Source organism: Janthinobacterium algoris, assembly GCF_051380935.1.
Lineage (GTDB): Bacteria > Pseudomonadota > Gammaproteobacteria > Burkholderiales > Burkholderiaceae_D > Janthinobacterium.
The window spans coordinates 80170-95326 of record NZ_JBNYXZ010000001.1 but is presented as its reverse complement, the minus strand read 5'-3'; the positions used below and the strand labels follow the sequence as shown (position 1 = coordinate 95326).

The following is a 15157-nucleotide window of genomic DNA, read 5'->3' as shown; positions in this document are numbered from 1 at the left end:
AGAATAGTTGCCACTATTTCTCTACAACAACATCAGGGTGACTATGCGCATACCTTTCAGCTCCGTAGCCTCGTTGGCTCTCTGCTTTACCGTGTCGGCTTTCGCTGCCGAACCATTCGACGACAAGTTCCGCCAGCTCGAAGAAGTACTGCCCACCCCGAATACCTACCGCACCGCCTCCGGCGCGCCGGGCCACGCCTACTGGCAGCAACGCGCCGACTACACCATCCGCGCCACGCTGGACGAAGCCAAACGCGAGATCGCCGGTAGCGGCAGCATCACCTACCATAACCAGTCGCCTGACACCCTCGGCTACCTGTGGGTGCAATTGGACCAGAACATCTACCAGCCCGATTCCGACGCGCGCCGCATGACCACGGCGCCCTCGCGCCAGGCGTGGGCCAAAACGACGGGCGAAGAAACGATGAAGTTCGAAGGCTTGCGCGGCATCCTGGCGCGCGGCGACTTCCAGGGCGGCTTCCATATCCGCCGCTTGACAGGCGCGGATGGCCAGCCTTTGAAACATGTAGTGAACCGCACCATGATGCGCATCGACCTGCCGCAGCCTTTGAAACCGGGCCAGGATTTCTTCTTCCAGATCGACTGGGATTACCGCATCAATGAACAGAAGGTGCTGGGCGGGCGCGCCGGCTATGAAGTCTTCGACGACAAGAACGCCCTGTTCGAAGTGGCGCAGTGGTTCCCCCGCATGGCGGCCTACTACGACGCGGCCGGCTGGCAGCACAAACAGTTCCTCGGCTCGGGCGAATTCACGCTGGAATTTGGCGACTACGACGTGCAGCTCACCGTCCCCGCCGACCATATCGTCGCCTCCACGGGCGCGCTGCAAAATCCGCAAGACGTGCTGTCGGCCGCGCAGCGCGAGCGCCTGGAAAAGGCACGCAGCAGCGACAAGCCCGTCATCATCGTCACGCAAAAAGAAGCCGAGGCGGCCGAAAAATCCGTCAGCCACGCGCAAAAGACCTGGCACTTCAAGGCGGCCAATGTGCGCGACTTCGCCTGGGCCTCAAGCCGCAAGTTCATTTGGGATGCGCAGGGCTACAAGAAGGGCGGCAGCGACGTGATGGCCATGTCCTACTATCCGAAAGAGGGCAATCCGCTGTGGGAAAAGTACAGCACGCAAGCCATCGTGCACACGATCGAACAGTACAACAAATACAGCATAGACTACCCGTATCCGACGGCCATCTCCGTCAACGGCCCCGTTGGCGGCATGGAGTATCCGATGATCTCGTTCAACGGCCCCCGTCCGGTGAAAGACAAAAAGACGGGCGAGCTGACTTACTCCAAGCGCACCAAGTATGGCTTGATCGGCGTGATCATCCACGAGGTGGGTCACAACTACTACCCGATGATCATCAACTCGGACGAGCGCCAATGGACGTGGATGGACGAAGGCTTGAACACCTTCGTGCAATACCTGGCGCAGCAGGCCTGGGAAGAGAACTATCCGGCCTCGCGCGGCGAGCCGCGCGAGATCGTCGACTACATGCGCAGCCGCGACCAAGTGCCGATCATGACGAACTCCGAATCGCTGCTGCAGTTCGGCAACAACGCCTACGCCAAGCCGGCGGCGGGCCTGAACATCCTGCGCGAGACCATCCTCGGGCGCGAACTGTTCGACTACGCGTTCAAGGAATATGCGCAGCGCTGGAAATTCAAGCGCCCCACGCCCGCCGACTTTTTCCGCACCATGGAAGACGCGTCCGGCACGGACCTGGACTGGTTCTGGCGCGGCTGGTTCTACACCACCGATCCGGTCGACATCAGCATTGACGGCATCAGCGAATATGGCGTGAGTTCCAAAAATCCGGCAACGGAAAAAGCCTGGAAGAAGGCGCAGAAGGATGCCCAGCCCGAATCCGTCACGAGCCGCGCCAACAAGGGTATGCCGCGCCGCGTCGACGCGCATCCGGAACTGAAGGATTTCTACAACCAGCACGACGACTTCACGGTGACCAACAAGGACCGCAACAGCTATGCCGAAGCGCTGGCCGGCCTGGAACCATGGGAAAAGGACTTGCTGAAACAGGGCAAGCACCTGTACCTGGTCGACCTGTCGAACCTGGGCGGCATGGTCATGCCCCTGATCCTGGAGATCGAACTGAAAAGCGGCAAGAAGTACGTCGAGCGCGTGCCGGCCGAAGTGTGGCGCTACTCGCCCAAGAGAATCACCAAGGTCGTCATCACGGATGAACCGATGGTGGGCCTGGTGCAGGACCCGTACTGGGAAACGGCCGACATCGACACCAGCAACAACGCCTGGCCGAGAAAAGTCACGCCATCGCGCCTGGAACTGTTCAAGAGCGAGAAGTCGCCCAAGGATAACCTGATGCGCGATTTTCATACGCCATTGAAAGGCAAGAGCGGCGGCTCGGACAAGGGCGACGAGGCATGAAGCGCTGGCGCATGTTCGCGGCAAGCCTGCTGGCCTGCGCCAGCATGGCCGCTGGCGCCCACAATTTCCACATGGGCATCGCCGACATCAGCTATAACGCGGCCAGCGGCAACACGGAAGTAGTGCACACCTACACGGGCCACGACGTCGAGGCGCTGCTGACGCAGCTGTACCAGCGCCAGTTCGACCTGGGCCAGGAAGACAGCGAAGCGGCCCTGCGCCGCTATGTCGAAAAACAGTTTTATCTCGTGGCGCCGGACGGCAAGCGATTGCGTCTGAACTGGGTCGGCATGAAGGTCAATGCCGACAACGTGGTCATCTTCCAGGAAATCGAGCACACGCGCCTGGCCCCCGCCACGCGCATCCACAACCAGTTGCTGATCGATTTCCTGCCCAGCCAGCGTAACACCCTCAATGTGCAAGACAGCGGCACCATCCAGACGCTGACTTTCGACCGCCAGAACACGGAACTGCCGATCCGGTAAACAACGCCAGACCCCACCGCCGCCATACCCAGACACCCATGACGCCACGCTATCTTGCCCTCCTCCTCGCCGTCCTGTTTTCACCGGCCGCCCACGCCGACGACATGTTCCAGCGCGTGCTGGTCGACGGTTCGCGCATGAACCAGCTGGGCGTGGCCGATTCGGCCAACGCGGGCAGCGTCACGCAAAAGCAGCTCGAGGCGCGCACCAGCTACCGGCCCGGCGAATTGCTCGAAGCCGTGCCGGGGCTGATCGTCAGCCAGCATAGCGGCGAAGGCAAGGCCAACCAGTTCTACCTGCGCGGCTTCAACCTTGATCACGGTACGGACTTGCGCACTACCGTCGACGAGATGCCCGTCAACCAGCGCAGCCATGGCCACGGCCAGGGCTGGACGGACCTGAACTTCCTGATCCCCGAACTGGCCATGCGCCTCGATTACAAAAAGGGGCCGTATTCGGCGGCGCAAGGCGATTTTTCCTCGGCGGGAGCGGCGTCCATCGTCTACGCGAACCGCCTGACGCAGGGCATCGCCAGCGTGGGCATCGGGCAGAACGGCTTTCGCCGCGCCCTGCTGGCCGATACATTCGATGCCGGCGACGGCAGCCTGCTGTACGCGCTCGAAGCGCAGCATAACGATGGCCCGTTCACGCAGCCGGACCGCTACCGCAAGCTCAATGGCGTGCTGCGCTACAGTGTAGGCTATGCCAACAACGGCTCAACGTCACGGCCATGGCGTATGACGCCAGCTGGCATGCCACCGACCAGATTCCGCTGCGCGCCGTGCAGGACGGCACGCTGGGCCGCTTCGACGCCATCGATGCCAGCGATGGCGGCAAGGCGCAGCGCTACAGCCTGTCAGGCGCCTGGCGCCAGACGACGGACGACATATCGTCCAAAGTCAGCGCGTATGTGATCGCCAACCGCCTGGACCTGTTCTCGAATTTCACGTATGCGCTGGACGATCCCGATAACGGCGACCAGTTCGCCCAGCCCGACCGGCGCGTGACTGCCGGCCTGGATGCCAGCCATACCTGGCACCGCCACACGGACAGGGGCAGCAGCGACACCACCATCGGCCTGCAGCTACAGAATGACAATATTCACAATGGCCTGTACAACACGCGCCAGCGCCAGATCCTGTCGACCACGCGGCAAGACCATATCATCGAAACCAGCATCGGCGTGTATGGCGAAAACAGTACGCGCTGGTCGCGCTGGCTGCGCAGCGTGGCCGGCCTGCGTGCGGACGCCTACCGCTTCGACGTGCGCAGCGACCGCGCCACCAATTCGGGTACGGCCAGCGACCATTTGTTCAGCCCCAGCCTGAGCGTGATCGCGGGGCCGTGGCGCGACACGGAAGCGTATATCAACATCGGCAATGGCTTTCACAGCAACGACGCGCGCGGCACGACGATCACAGTCGACCCGAAGACGGGTGTAACGGCCGACAAGGTCACGCCCCTGGTGCGCTCGCGCGCCCTGGAACTGGGCTTGCGCAGCGACGCCATCGCCGGCCTGCAAACGTCGCTGTCGCTGTACCGCCTGGACTTCGATTCCGAGCTGCTGTTCATCGGCGACGCTGGCGCCACCGAGGCGGGCCGCCCCAGCCGCCGCTACGGCATCGAGTTTTCCAGCTACTACAAGGCGGCCAGCTGGCTGTCGCTGGACCTGGCGTATGCGCGGGCGCGCGCGCGCGGCAGCGACCCGGCGGGCGACTTCATCCCCGGCGCCATCGAAGGCGTGGCCCAGCTGGCCATGACGGTGACGCCGCGCGGGCCATGGTCGGGCTCTTTGCGCCTGCGCTACTTCGGCCCGCGTCCTCTGATTGAAGACAACAGCGTGCGCTCGTCGGCCAGCGTGGGCTTGAACGGGCGCATCGCCTACCAGATCGACAAGGCCTTGCGCGTGGAGGTCGAAGGCTACAACCTGACCAACCGGCGCGACTCGGCCATCGATTACTACTATGCCTCGCGCCTACCCGGCGAGGCGCAGCCGGTCGACGATATCCACTTCCATCCGGTGGAATCGCGCTCGTTGCGCCTGACCCTGGTAAAGAATTTTTAACGCAACAAGCATAATTCCTGGCGGACGTAACACAAGAGTTGCCGCGAAGTCGTAGAATGCCAGGCTGGATAAACTGATACAGGCCGCGTTCCGGCCCGCACCGCCATGAGCACTTCCGCACCGATCTTTACCGACCCGTCCCACATCAAGGACGCCTTGCGCGATGATGGCTATGCCGTCTTGCGCCCACAGGACGTGGCCGCGCTGGCCGGCTGCCCGCTGGCCGCGCTGCGCGCGCTGGAACTGAGCTGGAACACCCTGGCGCTGGACAATTACCTGAAGGATGGCGGCCGCTATCGCCGCCGGCGCCACTCCTGCTTCGTGCAGGATGGCGCGCGCCTGACGCAGACGGCGCACCGTCCGCACTGGCAACCGGTCGAATACAACGCCCTGCATGGCGGCATGCACCGCCTGTTCGAGCCGGTCGAGCCAGCCATCGTCGCACAACCAGCCTGGCAACAGCTGATCCGCGCGCTGGGCGACGCCTGCTCGCAGGTCAAGGGTAGCCAGCCGTGGTTCATCGAGGCGCACCAGTTCCGCATCGATACGACCGATGGCATCGGCCGCCCCACGCCGGAAGGCGCGCACCGCGACGGCGTCGATTTCGTCGCCGTGCTGCTGATCGGACGCGAACAGGTCAAGGGCGGCGAGACACGCATCTTCGAAGCCAATGGTCCCAACGGCAAGCGCTTTACCCTGAGTGAGCCATGGTCGCTGCTGCTGCTCGACGATGCGGCGGTGATCCACGAATCGACGCCGATCCAGCCCATCGGCGAACATGGCCACCGCGACACGCTCGTGCTGACATATCGCGCGGGCCAGTTCCAGGGCGAGAATTAAGCGTTGGCCACAACATTCCCTGTGGCCAAAATAGTTACTTGTAAGTTACTTTTACAGACCTAAATCCGATATAGTCATACGATGTCGATAGGGCGCGCTCACGGCGCCCAGCATCACCACACTGAAATCCTAGGAGAGGTCTGTGGACTCCAACAACCAAATCAAGCCTGACGAAATCGAGATCCTGATCGTCGAAGACAGCCCGACCCAGGCGGAGCGCTTGCGCCGCCTGATCCAGTCGCTGCACTACAATGCGCGCGTGGCGGCGAATGGCCAGCTGGCCCTGGCCGCCATCCGCGAGCGCAAGCCGCACCTGGTGCTGTCCGATATAGTCATGCCTGAAATGAATGGCTACGACCTGTGCCGTGCCATCAAGTCCGATCCGACCCTGCGCGACATTCCCGTGATCCTCGTCACCTCGCTCAACGACCCGAAGGACATCATCCGCGGCATCGAGTGCGGCGCCGACAATTTCATCCGCAAGCCCTATGCGGAAGACTACCTGCTCAACCGCATCAGCCACATGCTGATGAACCAGAAACTGCGCAAGAACCAGAATGTGGAAATCGGCATCGCCCTGTACCTGGGTGACCAGAAGCATTTCATCAATGCGGAGCGCCAGCAAATCCTCGATTTGCTGATCTCCACCTATGAACAGGCGGTGCAGGTCAACGGCGAACTGCAAGCGCGCGAGCGCCAGGTGATCGAACTGAACATGCGCCTGGCGCACCATGCGGCCGAACTGGAAACCATCAACCGCGAAATCGCCCTGAAAAACCTGGAGCTGGCCGAAGCGAGCCGCATGAAGTCGGCCTTCATCGCCAATATGTCGCATGAATTGCGCACGCCCCTGAACGCCATCATAGGATTTACCGGCGCGCTGCTGATGAAACTGCCCGGCCCCCTGACGTCCGACCAGGACAAGCAACTCAACACCATCCGCGCCAGCGCGCGCCATCTGCTCTCGCTGATCAACGACATCCTCGACGTGGCCAAGATCGAAGCGGGCAAGCTGACCCTGTCGATCGAACCCGTGCACTGCCAGGAGCTGATGGCCGAAGTGGCCGACACCTTGCGCCCACTGGCCCAGCAAAAAGGCCTGGCGCTGGAAATGGGATTGGGAGAAGCGGGCCGCCCGCCCGCCATCATCGACACGGACCGCCGCGCACTGACGCAAATCCTCATCAACCTGCTCAACAACGCCATCAAGTTCACGGAACAGGGCACGGTGCGCATCAGCCTGTCCCAGCGCGAGGAAGACGGTGTGCTGGTGACGGAAATGAGCATCGCCGATAGCGGCGCCGGCATCAAGGAAGAAGACCAGGCCAAGCTGTTCCAGGCCTTCTCGCAGCTCGATTCCACTTCCACGCGCCACGTGGAAGGCGCGGGACTGGGCCTGTACCTGTGCCAGAATCTGGCCAACGCCATCGGCGGCGCCCTGTTCTTCAACAGCGACTACGGTTCCGGCAGCACCTTTACGCTGGCCCTGCGCAGCAAGGCCTGAGCTTCTGTGCGCCGCAACATGGAATGCTGATTTTTTGCTATCCAGGAGAGACCGATATAGTAGTTCTACGGTATTGCACTGCACCATTTTCAGCGCTATAGTGGAACTGTCTCCTCCAATTCGTTCTCCGAACATTGGATTTAGCCCGCGAATACCACCGCGGGCTTTTTTTTGCCCGCGTTTTACATTTTCTTCATCTTCCCTTAACTAAATCAACCGATTTAGTTATATCAATCGTTTGAGATATATGATTAAATCTCCGGCATGATTGAAAAAAACGCCATCCCCACTTCCCACGCCGACGACGGGCGCAAGCCCCGTTCCGACGGCGAACAGTCGCGCGAGCGGCTGCTGCATAGCGCCATCCGGCTATTTGCCGAACAGGGCTACGCCAAGACGTCCACGCGCGAACTGGCGCAAGCGGCCGGCACGAACGCGGCCGCCATCAGCTACTATTTTGGCGACAAGGCGGGCCTGTACCGCGCCGCCTTCGCCCAGCAGTCGTCGGCTCCGCAAGACAATATCGCCCTGTACGAGCAACCCCATTTCACCCTGCGCCAAAGCCTGGAAGGCTTTTATGCGCAATTGCTCGCCCCCATGCAGCAGGGAGAAATCGCGCGCGACTGCATGCGCCTGTGGTGCCGCGAAATGCTCGAACCGACAGGCCTGTGGGCACGCGAGATCGACCAGAACATCCGTCCCGAACATGAGGCGCTCACGCGCGTGCTGGCACACCACCTGGGCGCGCCCGACAACAGCGACGACATGCATCGGCTGGCGTTTTCCATCGCTTCACTGGCCCTGCAGCACATGGTGGGCGCCGAGGTACTGCAAACCTTGCGTCCGCAACTGCTGGAAACGCCGCACGCGATCGACACCTGGCTGGCGCGCATGACCGACTATGCGCTGGCCATGGCCGACGTGGAACGCCGGCGCCTGGCCATTCCTCCCTCTCCCCCTACCGCTCAATGACAAGCAGAAGGACCAGCATGACGACTATTCAATGCACCGTTCAACGCGTCCTGGCCGCCAGCATCGTGCTGGCGCTGGGCGGTTGCGCCCTGCAGGGGCCACCCGCAGCGGTGGCAGCTAGCGCACCCGCGCAGTGGCAGGCGCCGTTGCCGCATAACGGCAAGCTGACGGACCTGGCCAGTTGGTGGCAGGGCCAGGGCGACAGCCTGCTGGTGGAATTAATCACCGATGCGCAGCAGGTCAGCCCGACCATCGCCGCCGCCGGCACGCGCATCGTGCAGGCGCGCGCGGACCGAGTGGCCAGCGGCGCCGCGCTGGCGCCCACGCTCGACGCAACAGGCAGCGTGGTGCGCACCAGCCAGCAATCGGCCCAGCCGGGCGGCACCACCTCGCAGGCCGCCCTGCAAGCCTCGTGGGAAATCGATGTGTTTGGGGCCAAGCGCGCCACGCGCGATGCGGCGCAGGAGCGCTACGACAGCGCACGCGCCGGCTGGCATGAGGCCCGCGTCTCGGTCGCCGCCGAAGTGGCGAACCAGTACTACGCCTTGCGCACCTGCCAGCAGTTGCAAACAGTGTCCGAACAGGATGCCGTCTCGCGCCGCGATTCGGCACGCCTGACGGAACTGAGCGCCGGCGCCGGCTTCCAGCCGCCCGCCAACGCTGCCCTGGCCCGTGCCAGCGCCGCCGAAGGCGCCAGCCGCGCCATCGAACAGCGCGCCGCCTGCGATGTCAATATCAAGGCGCTGGTGGCCCTGTCGGCCATGCCGGAAGCGTCGCTGCGCCAGAAACTGGCGGCCAGCCCCTTTGTTGCACCCTCGCCTGTGGCGATTGCGCAACTGCCGGCACAAACCCTGGGCCAGCGTCCCGACATCTACAGCGCGGAACGCGAAGTGGCGGCGGCCAGCTTCGAAGTGCGCGGCGCGCAGGCGCAGCGCTACCCGCGTCTGAGCCTGGCCGGCTCCATCGGCAAGGGCAATATCCGCAGCGGCGGCGACAGCATCACGGCCAGCACCTGGAGCATCGGGCCGCTGGCCGTCAGCCTGCCCATCTTCGACGGCGGCACCCGCCGCGCCCAGGTCGATGCGGCGTCGGCGCGCTATGACGAAGCGGTGCTGAAATACCGCGCCGGCGTGCGCCAGGCCGTGCGCGAAGTGGAAGAGGCGCTGGTCAACCTGGCCAGCACGGACGCACGCAGCGGCCACGCCAAAACGGCCCTGGAAGGTTACCGCGTGTCGTTTGTCGCCACCGAGGACCGCTACAAGAATGGCCTGGCCAGCCTGATCGAACTGGAAGACGCGCGCCGCACGCGCCTGGCCGCCGAAAACACGGTGGTCAACCTCGAGCGCGAACGCAGCGCCGCCTGGGTAGCGCTGTACCGCGCCGCCGGCGGCGGCTGGAACAGCAGCAGCGCCATCGCCAACAACGCACTTTGACGGATACGACAACATGAAAAAAATGACCTTGAAACCGATGGCACTCGCGCTGGCCACCCTCTTTGTGGTGCTGGGCGCCGGCGTGGCCCTGTATTCCCCGTCTTCCACCGCGGCCGACGATGCCAAGGATAAAAACGCGGCACAAAAGCCTGCGCTCACCGTCACCACGGCCAAGCCGCAAACGGCCAGCCTGCCCATCAAGCTGAAGGCCAACGGCAACGTGGCCGCCTGGCAGGAAGCCGTCATCGGCAGCGAATCGAACGGACTGCGCCTGACGGACGTGCGCGTCAACGTGGGCGACGTGGTGCGCGCCGGCCAGGTGCTGGCCGTGTTCTCGAACGACACGGTGAACGCCGACGTGGCGCAGGCGCAAGCGGCGGTGCTGGAGGCCGAAGCGAATGCCGCCGAAGCAGCCGCCAACGCGCAGCGCGCCCGCTCGCTGCAAAGCACGGGCGCCATCAGCGCGCAGCAGATCAGCCAGTATCTGACGGCCGAACAAACGGCCAACGCGCGCATCGCGTCCGCCAAGGCGCAGCTGGCGTCGCAGCAGCTGCGCCTGAAATACACACAGGTGGTGGCGCCCGACAGCGGCATCATCTCTTCGCGCTCTGCCACCGTCGGCTCCGTCGTGGGCGCCGGCACGGAACTGTTCCGCATGATCCGCCAGGGCCGCCTCGAATGGCGCGCCGAAGTGACGGCCACCGAGCTGCTGAATCTGAAACCGGGCACCGTGGCGCAGGTGAAGGCCGCCAATGGCAGCGTTTTGACGGGCAAGGTGCGCATGATCGCTCCCACGGTCGACCCGCAGACCCGTTCTGCCCTCGTGTACGTGGATCTGCCGGCCAGCACCGGCAACAATGCGCCATTCAAGGCCGGCATGTACGCCAGCGGCGAATTTGAACTGGGCACATCGGGCGCGCTGACGGTGCCGCAGCAGGCCATCGCCGTGCGCGATGGCTTCAGCTATGCCTTCCGCCTGAATGCCGACCAGCGGGTCAGCCAGATCAAGGTGCAGGCCGGACGGCGCCTGAGCGACCGCATCGAGATTGTAGGCGGCATCACGGCCGACACGACAATTGTCGTCAGCGGGGCCGGCTTTCTCAACGATGGCGACCTGGTGCGGAATGTGCAAAACCCGGTCGTGGCACCAGCAACCAAGACTGCCGCAGCATCTGCAGTGAAAAAGTAAGGAGAGGCCATGAATTTTTCCTCCCTCTCGATCAAGAACCCGATCCCGGCCATCATGCTGTTTGCGCTCTTGACCCTGGCCGGCCTGCTGGCCTACAAGGCCAACCCGGTGCAAGATTTCCCTGACATCGAACTGCCCATCGTCACCGTCAGCGCGGTGCTGCCTGGCGCCGCGCCGGCCCAGCTGGAAACGGAAGTGGCGCGCAAGATCGAAGACTCCGTCGCCACCCTGCAAGGCGTGAAAAACATCTACACCAAGGTGCTCGATGGCGTCGTCACGGTGACCGTCGAATTCATCCTGGAAAAGCAGATTGCCGAAGCCGTCAACGATGTGCGCGACGCCGTGGCCCGCGTCAAGGCAGACATGCCGGCCGAGCTGCGCGATCCCACCGTTACCAAGGCTTCCACGGCCGGGCGCGTGGTGCTGACCTTTATCGCCACGGCGAAAGGGGGCGTGGACAACCCGCTCGACGCGCCCGACCTGTCGTGGTTCGTCGACAACACGGTGGCCAAGCGCCTGCTGACCGTGCCCGGCGTGGGCGCCGTCACCCGCGTGGGCGGCGTTTACCGCGAGATCCAGGTGGAACTCGACGAGGCGCGCATGGCGGCATTGAAAGTGTCGGCCCTCGACGTCTCGCGCCAGCTGCGCCTGGTGCAGCGCGAAGCGCCCGGTGGCAGGGGCGACATCAGCGGCGCCGAGCAGTCGGTTCGCACCATCGCCACCGTCAAGACGGCCGATGAACTGTCGCGCGTGGAAGTGCCGCTGCCGGATGGACGCCATGTGCGCCTGGACCAGGTGGCCACCGTGCGCGACACGGTCGCCGAACCGCGCGCGCTGGCCGAGCAGGATGGCAGGACCGTCGTCGCCTTTGAAGTGTTCCGCACCAAGGGCGCCAGCGAAGTGGCCGTCGCCAAGGGCGCGCGCGACGCCATCGCCGATCTGCAGAAGGAAAACCCCAACGTGGTGCTGCAGCAGTCGATCGACAATGCCTTCCCCGTCGAGGAAAACTTCGATGGCTCGATGGAGCTGCTGTACGAAGGCGCGCTGCTGGCCGTGCTGGTGGTGTGGTGGTTCCTGCGCGACTTGCGCGCCACCCTGGTGGCCGCGGCCGCCCTGCCCCTGTCCGTGATGCCGGCGTTCCTCGGCATCTACTGGTTCGGCTACACGCTCAATACCGTCACCTTGCTGTCGCTGGCCCTGGTCGTCGGCGTGCTGGTCGACGACGCCATCGTGGAAATCGAAAACATCGAGCGCCATCTGCGCATGGGCAAGTCGCCCATGGAAGCGGCCATGGAAGCGGCCGACGAAATCGGCATGGCGGTGATCGCCACCACCTTCGCGCTGGTGGCCGTGTTCCTGCCGACGGCCTTCATGAGCGGCATTCCCGGCCTGTTCTTCAAGCAGTTCGGCTGGACGGCCGTGCTGGCCGTGCTGGCCTCCCTGGTGGTAGCGCGCCTGCTGACGCCGATGATGGCCGCCTACCTATTGAAACCGCTGCCGCACAAGGAAGAGCAGGATGGCTGGCTGATGACGCGCTATCTGCACGTGATGCGCTGGTGCCTGAACCACCGCGGCATCACGGCCATCGCTGCGGCCCTGTTCTTTATCGGCGCCATCGCGCTCGTGCCGCTGCTGCCGACAGGTTTCGTGCCGGCCGCCGACCGCGCGCAGACGCAAATCAACCTGGAACTGCCGCCCGGCTCCACCCTGGGCGAAACGCAGGCAGTGGCAGCTATGGCGCGCGATGCGGCCATGCAGACGCCGGGCATCAAGGGCGTCTTCAGTTCGATTGGCGGCGGCTCCAGCGGCGACGCCTTCGCCCCCGGCGCGGCGGCCGAGGCGCGCCGCGCCGTGCTAACCCTGACCACCGTGCACCGCACGGAGCGCAAGGAATCGATGGCAGGACTGGAAACGCAGCTGCGCCACAAGCTCGATACCATACCCGGCGCCCGCTTCACGGTGGGGCCGCCCGACACGGGCGTCAAGATGCAACTGGTGCTGCGCTCGGAAGACCCAGTAGCGCTGATGGCGGCGGCGCAAAAGGTCGAGCGCGAACTGCGCGGCCTGAAAGGCATCGGCAACGTCAATTCCAGCGCTTCGCTGGTGCGCCCGGAAATCATCGTGCGCCCCGATTTTGCCAAGGCGGCCGATCTGGGCGTGACGGCGGCAGCCATCGGCGAGACGGTGCGCGTAGCCACGGCCGGCGACTACGACACGGACCTGACGAAGATGAACCTGCCCGAGCGGCAAGTGCCAATCCGCGTCAAGCTGCCCAACAGCGTGCGCGCCGACCTGGCCGCCATCGAACGCCTGACCGTGCCCGGCAAAAATGGCCCCGTGCGCCTGGCAAATGTGGCCAGCGTGACGATGGAAAGCGGCCCGGCGCAGATCGACCGTTTGAACCGCAGCCGCAACGTGACCCTCGATGTGGAACTCGGTTCGCGCACCCTGGGCGAATTGAATGAAGAGGCGCGCGCGCTGCCGTCGATGAAGAATTTGCCGCCGTCCGTGAAGATCGCCGAACTGGGCGACGCGCAGGAAATGGCTTCGCTGTTTGCCAGCTTCGGCCTGGCCATGCTGATCGGCGTGCTGTGCATCTACTGCGTGCTGGTGCTGCTGTTCAAGGACTTCATGCAGCCGGTGACCATCCTGGCGGCGCTGCCGCTGTCGATCGGCGGCGCCTTCGTGGCGCTCCTGATCACGGGCAGCGCCCTGTCGATGCCGTCGATGATCGGCCTGATCATGCTGATGGGGATCGTCACCAAGAACTCCATCCTGCTGGTCGACTATGCGATCCTGGCGCGCCAGGCCGGCATGAACCGCTTCGATGCGCTGGTCGACGCCTGCCACAAGCGCAGCCGACCCATCTTGATGACGACGATCGCCATGGGCGCCGGCATGATGCCGCTGGCACTGGGCTGGGGCGCCGATCCCAGCTTCCGTTCGCCGATGGCGATTACCGTCATCGGCGGCCTGATCACCTCGACTTTACTGAGCCTGCTGGTGGTGCCGGCGGTGTTCACCTACATCGACGATCTGGAGCACCTGCTCAAGCGCGGCATGGCGAAACTGCGCCGCCAGAAAGCGCCGCTGCGGCGCGATGACAAAGTGGCGCTGGAAAAATAAGCGCCGCCTTTGTTTGCAAAAGCGCCCCCTGCGGGCAAGGAAGCGAAGGAGCGGCCGGCAGACCGCGCTCCCTCGCTTTCATCTATCTGGCATACTGCGCCCATTCTCCATGAACGCAATTTGCCTTGCCTATGAATTACCGCACCCCGCTCATTCTGCTACTGGTATCCGCACTGCTCGGCGCCTGTTCGGACAAGACCACCCCCGCCAGCGCCGACCTGGCAGCTGACGGTGTAGCCGATGTCCCCGCAGCCGCTGCCGATGCCGCATCGGCCGAACACGTGCCACCGCCGGCCGCCACCGCCCCCAAGATGGAAGAGATGAACACGCCGCAGGCGCGCAAGCGCGAGGCGGGCATGATGCGTGCCGTCTTTGGCAAGGACTACCGCGGCGACAGCGACGATGCGCTGGCCGACCTGCCCGATCCGGACAACCATGTCGACAAACTCAGTTATGTCGTCAGTGCCGTCAGCCACAGGCTGCTGCCCGATGGCCGCGCCATCCTGGTGGCGAATGCGGAAACGGCCAACACGGAAGGCACGGCAGAATCGGCGCACGCCTCGTCGGGGTTGTTGAACGTCTTTTTCCTGGCACCCAAGGGTCAGCCGGAAGACGGCCAGTGGCAAGTCGTGAAGCGGCTGGAAAACATCGCGGCCCTGGGTTCGTCCGGGCAGCTGGGCGAAGTCCACTGGATCATGCTGGGTGCGAACAAGCCGGGACTGGCGATCCGCCACGGCTATACGGGCCAGGGTTACACCATCACGCAACTGGCCCTGTTTGAAATCGGCGACGGCAAGGTGACCGCGCTCGGTAGCGGCATCGAGCTGTACTCGGACAATATGGGCGCCTGCACGCCAGACATGGACGAGTGCTGGATGGTCGAAGGCAAGTGGCGCTTCGCCCCCGCGCGCAACGGCGGCGCCCACGACGACTTGCTGATCGACTTCACGGGGGCATCCGAAAAGATCAAGCCCGGCGTCACGGTCAAGCCTGACGAAGACCCGCCGCGCATCGCCACGCCCTTGAACGGCCGCGCGCGTTATGCTTTCGATGGCAAGGAGTACAAGCTGGTTGAAGGCAAAAACACGGTACCTGGCGTGTAAGCCAATACGCATCAAGCACCG

General features: G+C 64.0%; 9 protein-coding genes and 1 pseudogene. All 10 read left to right on the top strand.

Annotation, left to right across the window (positions count from 1 at the left end):
- Positions 1-43 precede the first annotated feature (43 nt).
- The 10 genes and pseudogenes from ACQ4W7_RS00420 (at position 44) to ACQ4W7_RS00375 (ending at position 15136) form a co-directional block, all read left to right on the top strand.
- A complete protein-coding gene (locus ACQ4W7_RS00420; protein WP_436527703.1) occupies positions 44-2419 on the top strand; it encodes a M1 family metallopeptidase in 2376 nt (791 codons plus the stop codon).
- The gene (locus ACQ4W7_RS00415) at positions 2416-2904 is read left to right on the top strand and encodes a DUF6702 family protein (protein WP_426071464.1); all 489 of its coding nucleotides are present in this window, start codon (positions 2416-2418) and stop codon (positions 2902-2904) included. The genes ACQ4W7_RS00420 and ACQ4W7_RS00415 overlap by 4 nt, the downstream gene beginning before the upstream one ends.
- 38 nt (positions 2905-2942) lie before the next feature.
- Positions 2943-4969, top strand: a pseudogene (locus tag ACQ4W7_RS00410) (TonB-dependent receptor).
- Between the two features lie 105 nt (positions 4970-5074).
- On the top strand, positions 5075-5809 hold the full coding sequence (locus ACQ4W7_RS00405) for a 2OG-Fe dioxygenase family protein (protein ID WP_436527701.1): 735 nt from the start codon (positions 5075-5077) through the stop codon (positions 5807-5809).
- A gap of 142 nt (positions 5810-5951) precedes the next feature.
- Positions 5952-7313 carry a hybrid sensor histidine kinase/response regulator gene (locus tag ACQ4W7_RS00400; RefSeq protein WP_426071461.1) on the top strand — a complete coding sequence of 454 codons (1362 nt, stop codon included), beginning with the start codon at positions 5952-5954 and terminating at the stop codon, positions 7311-7313.
- 264 nt (positions 7314-7577) lie between these two features.
- Positions 7578-8285 carry a CerR family C-terminal domain-containing protein gene (locus ACQ4W7_RS00395; RefSeq protein WP_426071460.1) on the top strand — a complete coding sequence of 236 codons (708 nt, stop codon included), beginning with the start codon at positions 7578-7580 and terminating at the stop codon, positions 8283-8285.
- 17 nt (positions 8286-8302) lie between these two features.
- On the top strand, positions 8303-9718 hold the full coding sequence (locus tag ACQ4W7_RS00390) for an efflux transporter outer membrane subunit (protein WP_436527698.1): 1416 nt from the start codon (positions 8303-8305) through the stop codon (positions 9716-9718).
- A 13-nt stretch (positions 9719-9731) separates the two neighbouring features.
- Complete coding sequence (locus ACQ4W7_RS00385) at positions 9732-10907, top strand: efflux RND transporter periplasmic adaptor subunit (RefSeq protein WP_436527696.1); 1176 nt, start codon at positions 9732-9734, stop codon at positions 10905-10907.
- A gap of 9 nt (positions 10908-10916) precedes the next feature.
- A complete protein-coding gene (locus ACQ4W7_RS00380; protein ID WP_436527694.1) occupies positions 10917-14033 on the top strand; it encodes an efflux RND transporter permease subunit in 3117 nt (1038 codons plus the stop codon).
- 131 nt (positions 14034-14164) lie between these two features.
- Complete coding sequence (locus ACQ4W7_RS00375) at positions 14165-15136, top strand: hypothetical protein (RefSeq protein ID WP_436527692.1); 972 nt, start codon at positions 14165-14167, stop codon at positions 15134-15136.
- The last annotated feature ends 21 nt before the right edge of the window (positions 15137-15157 follow it).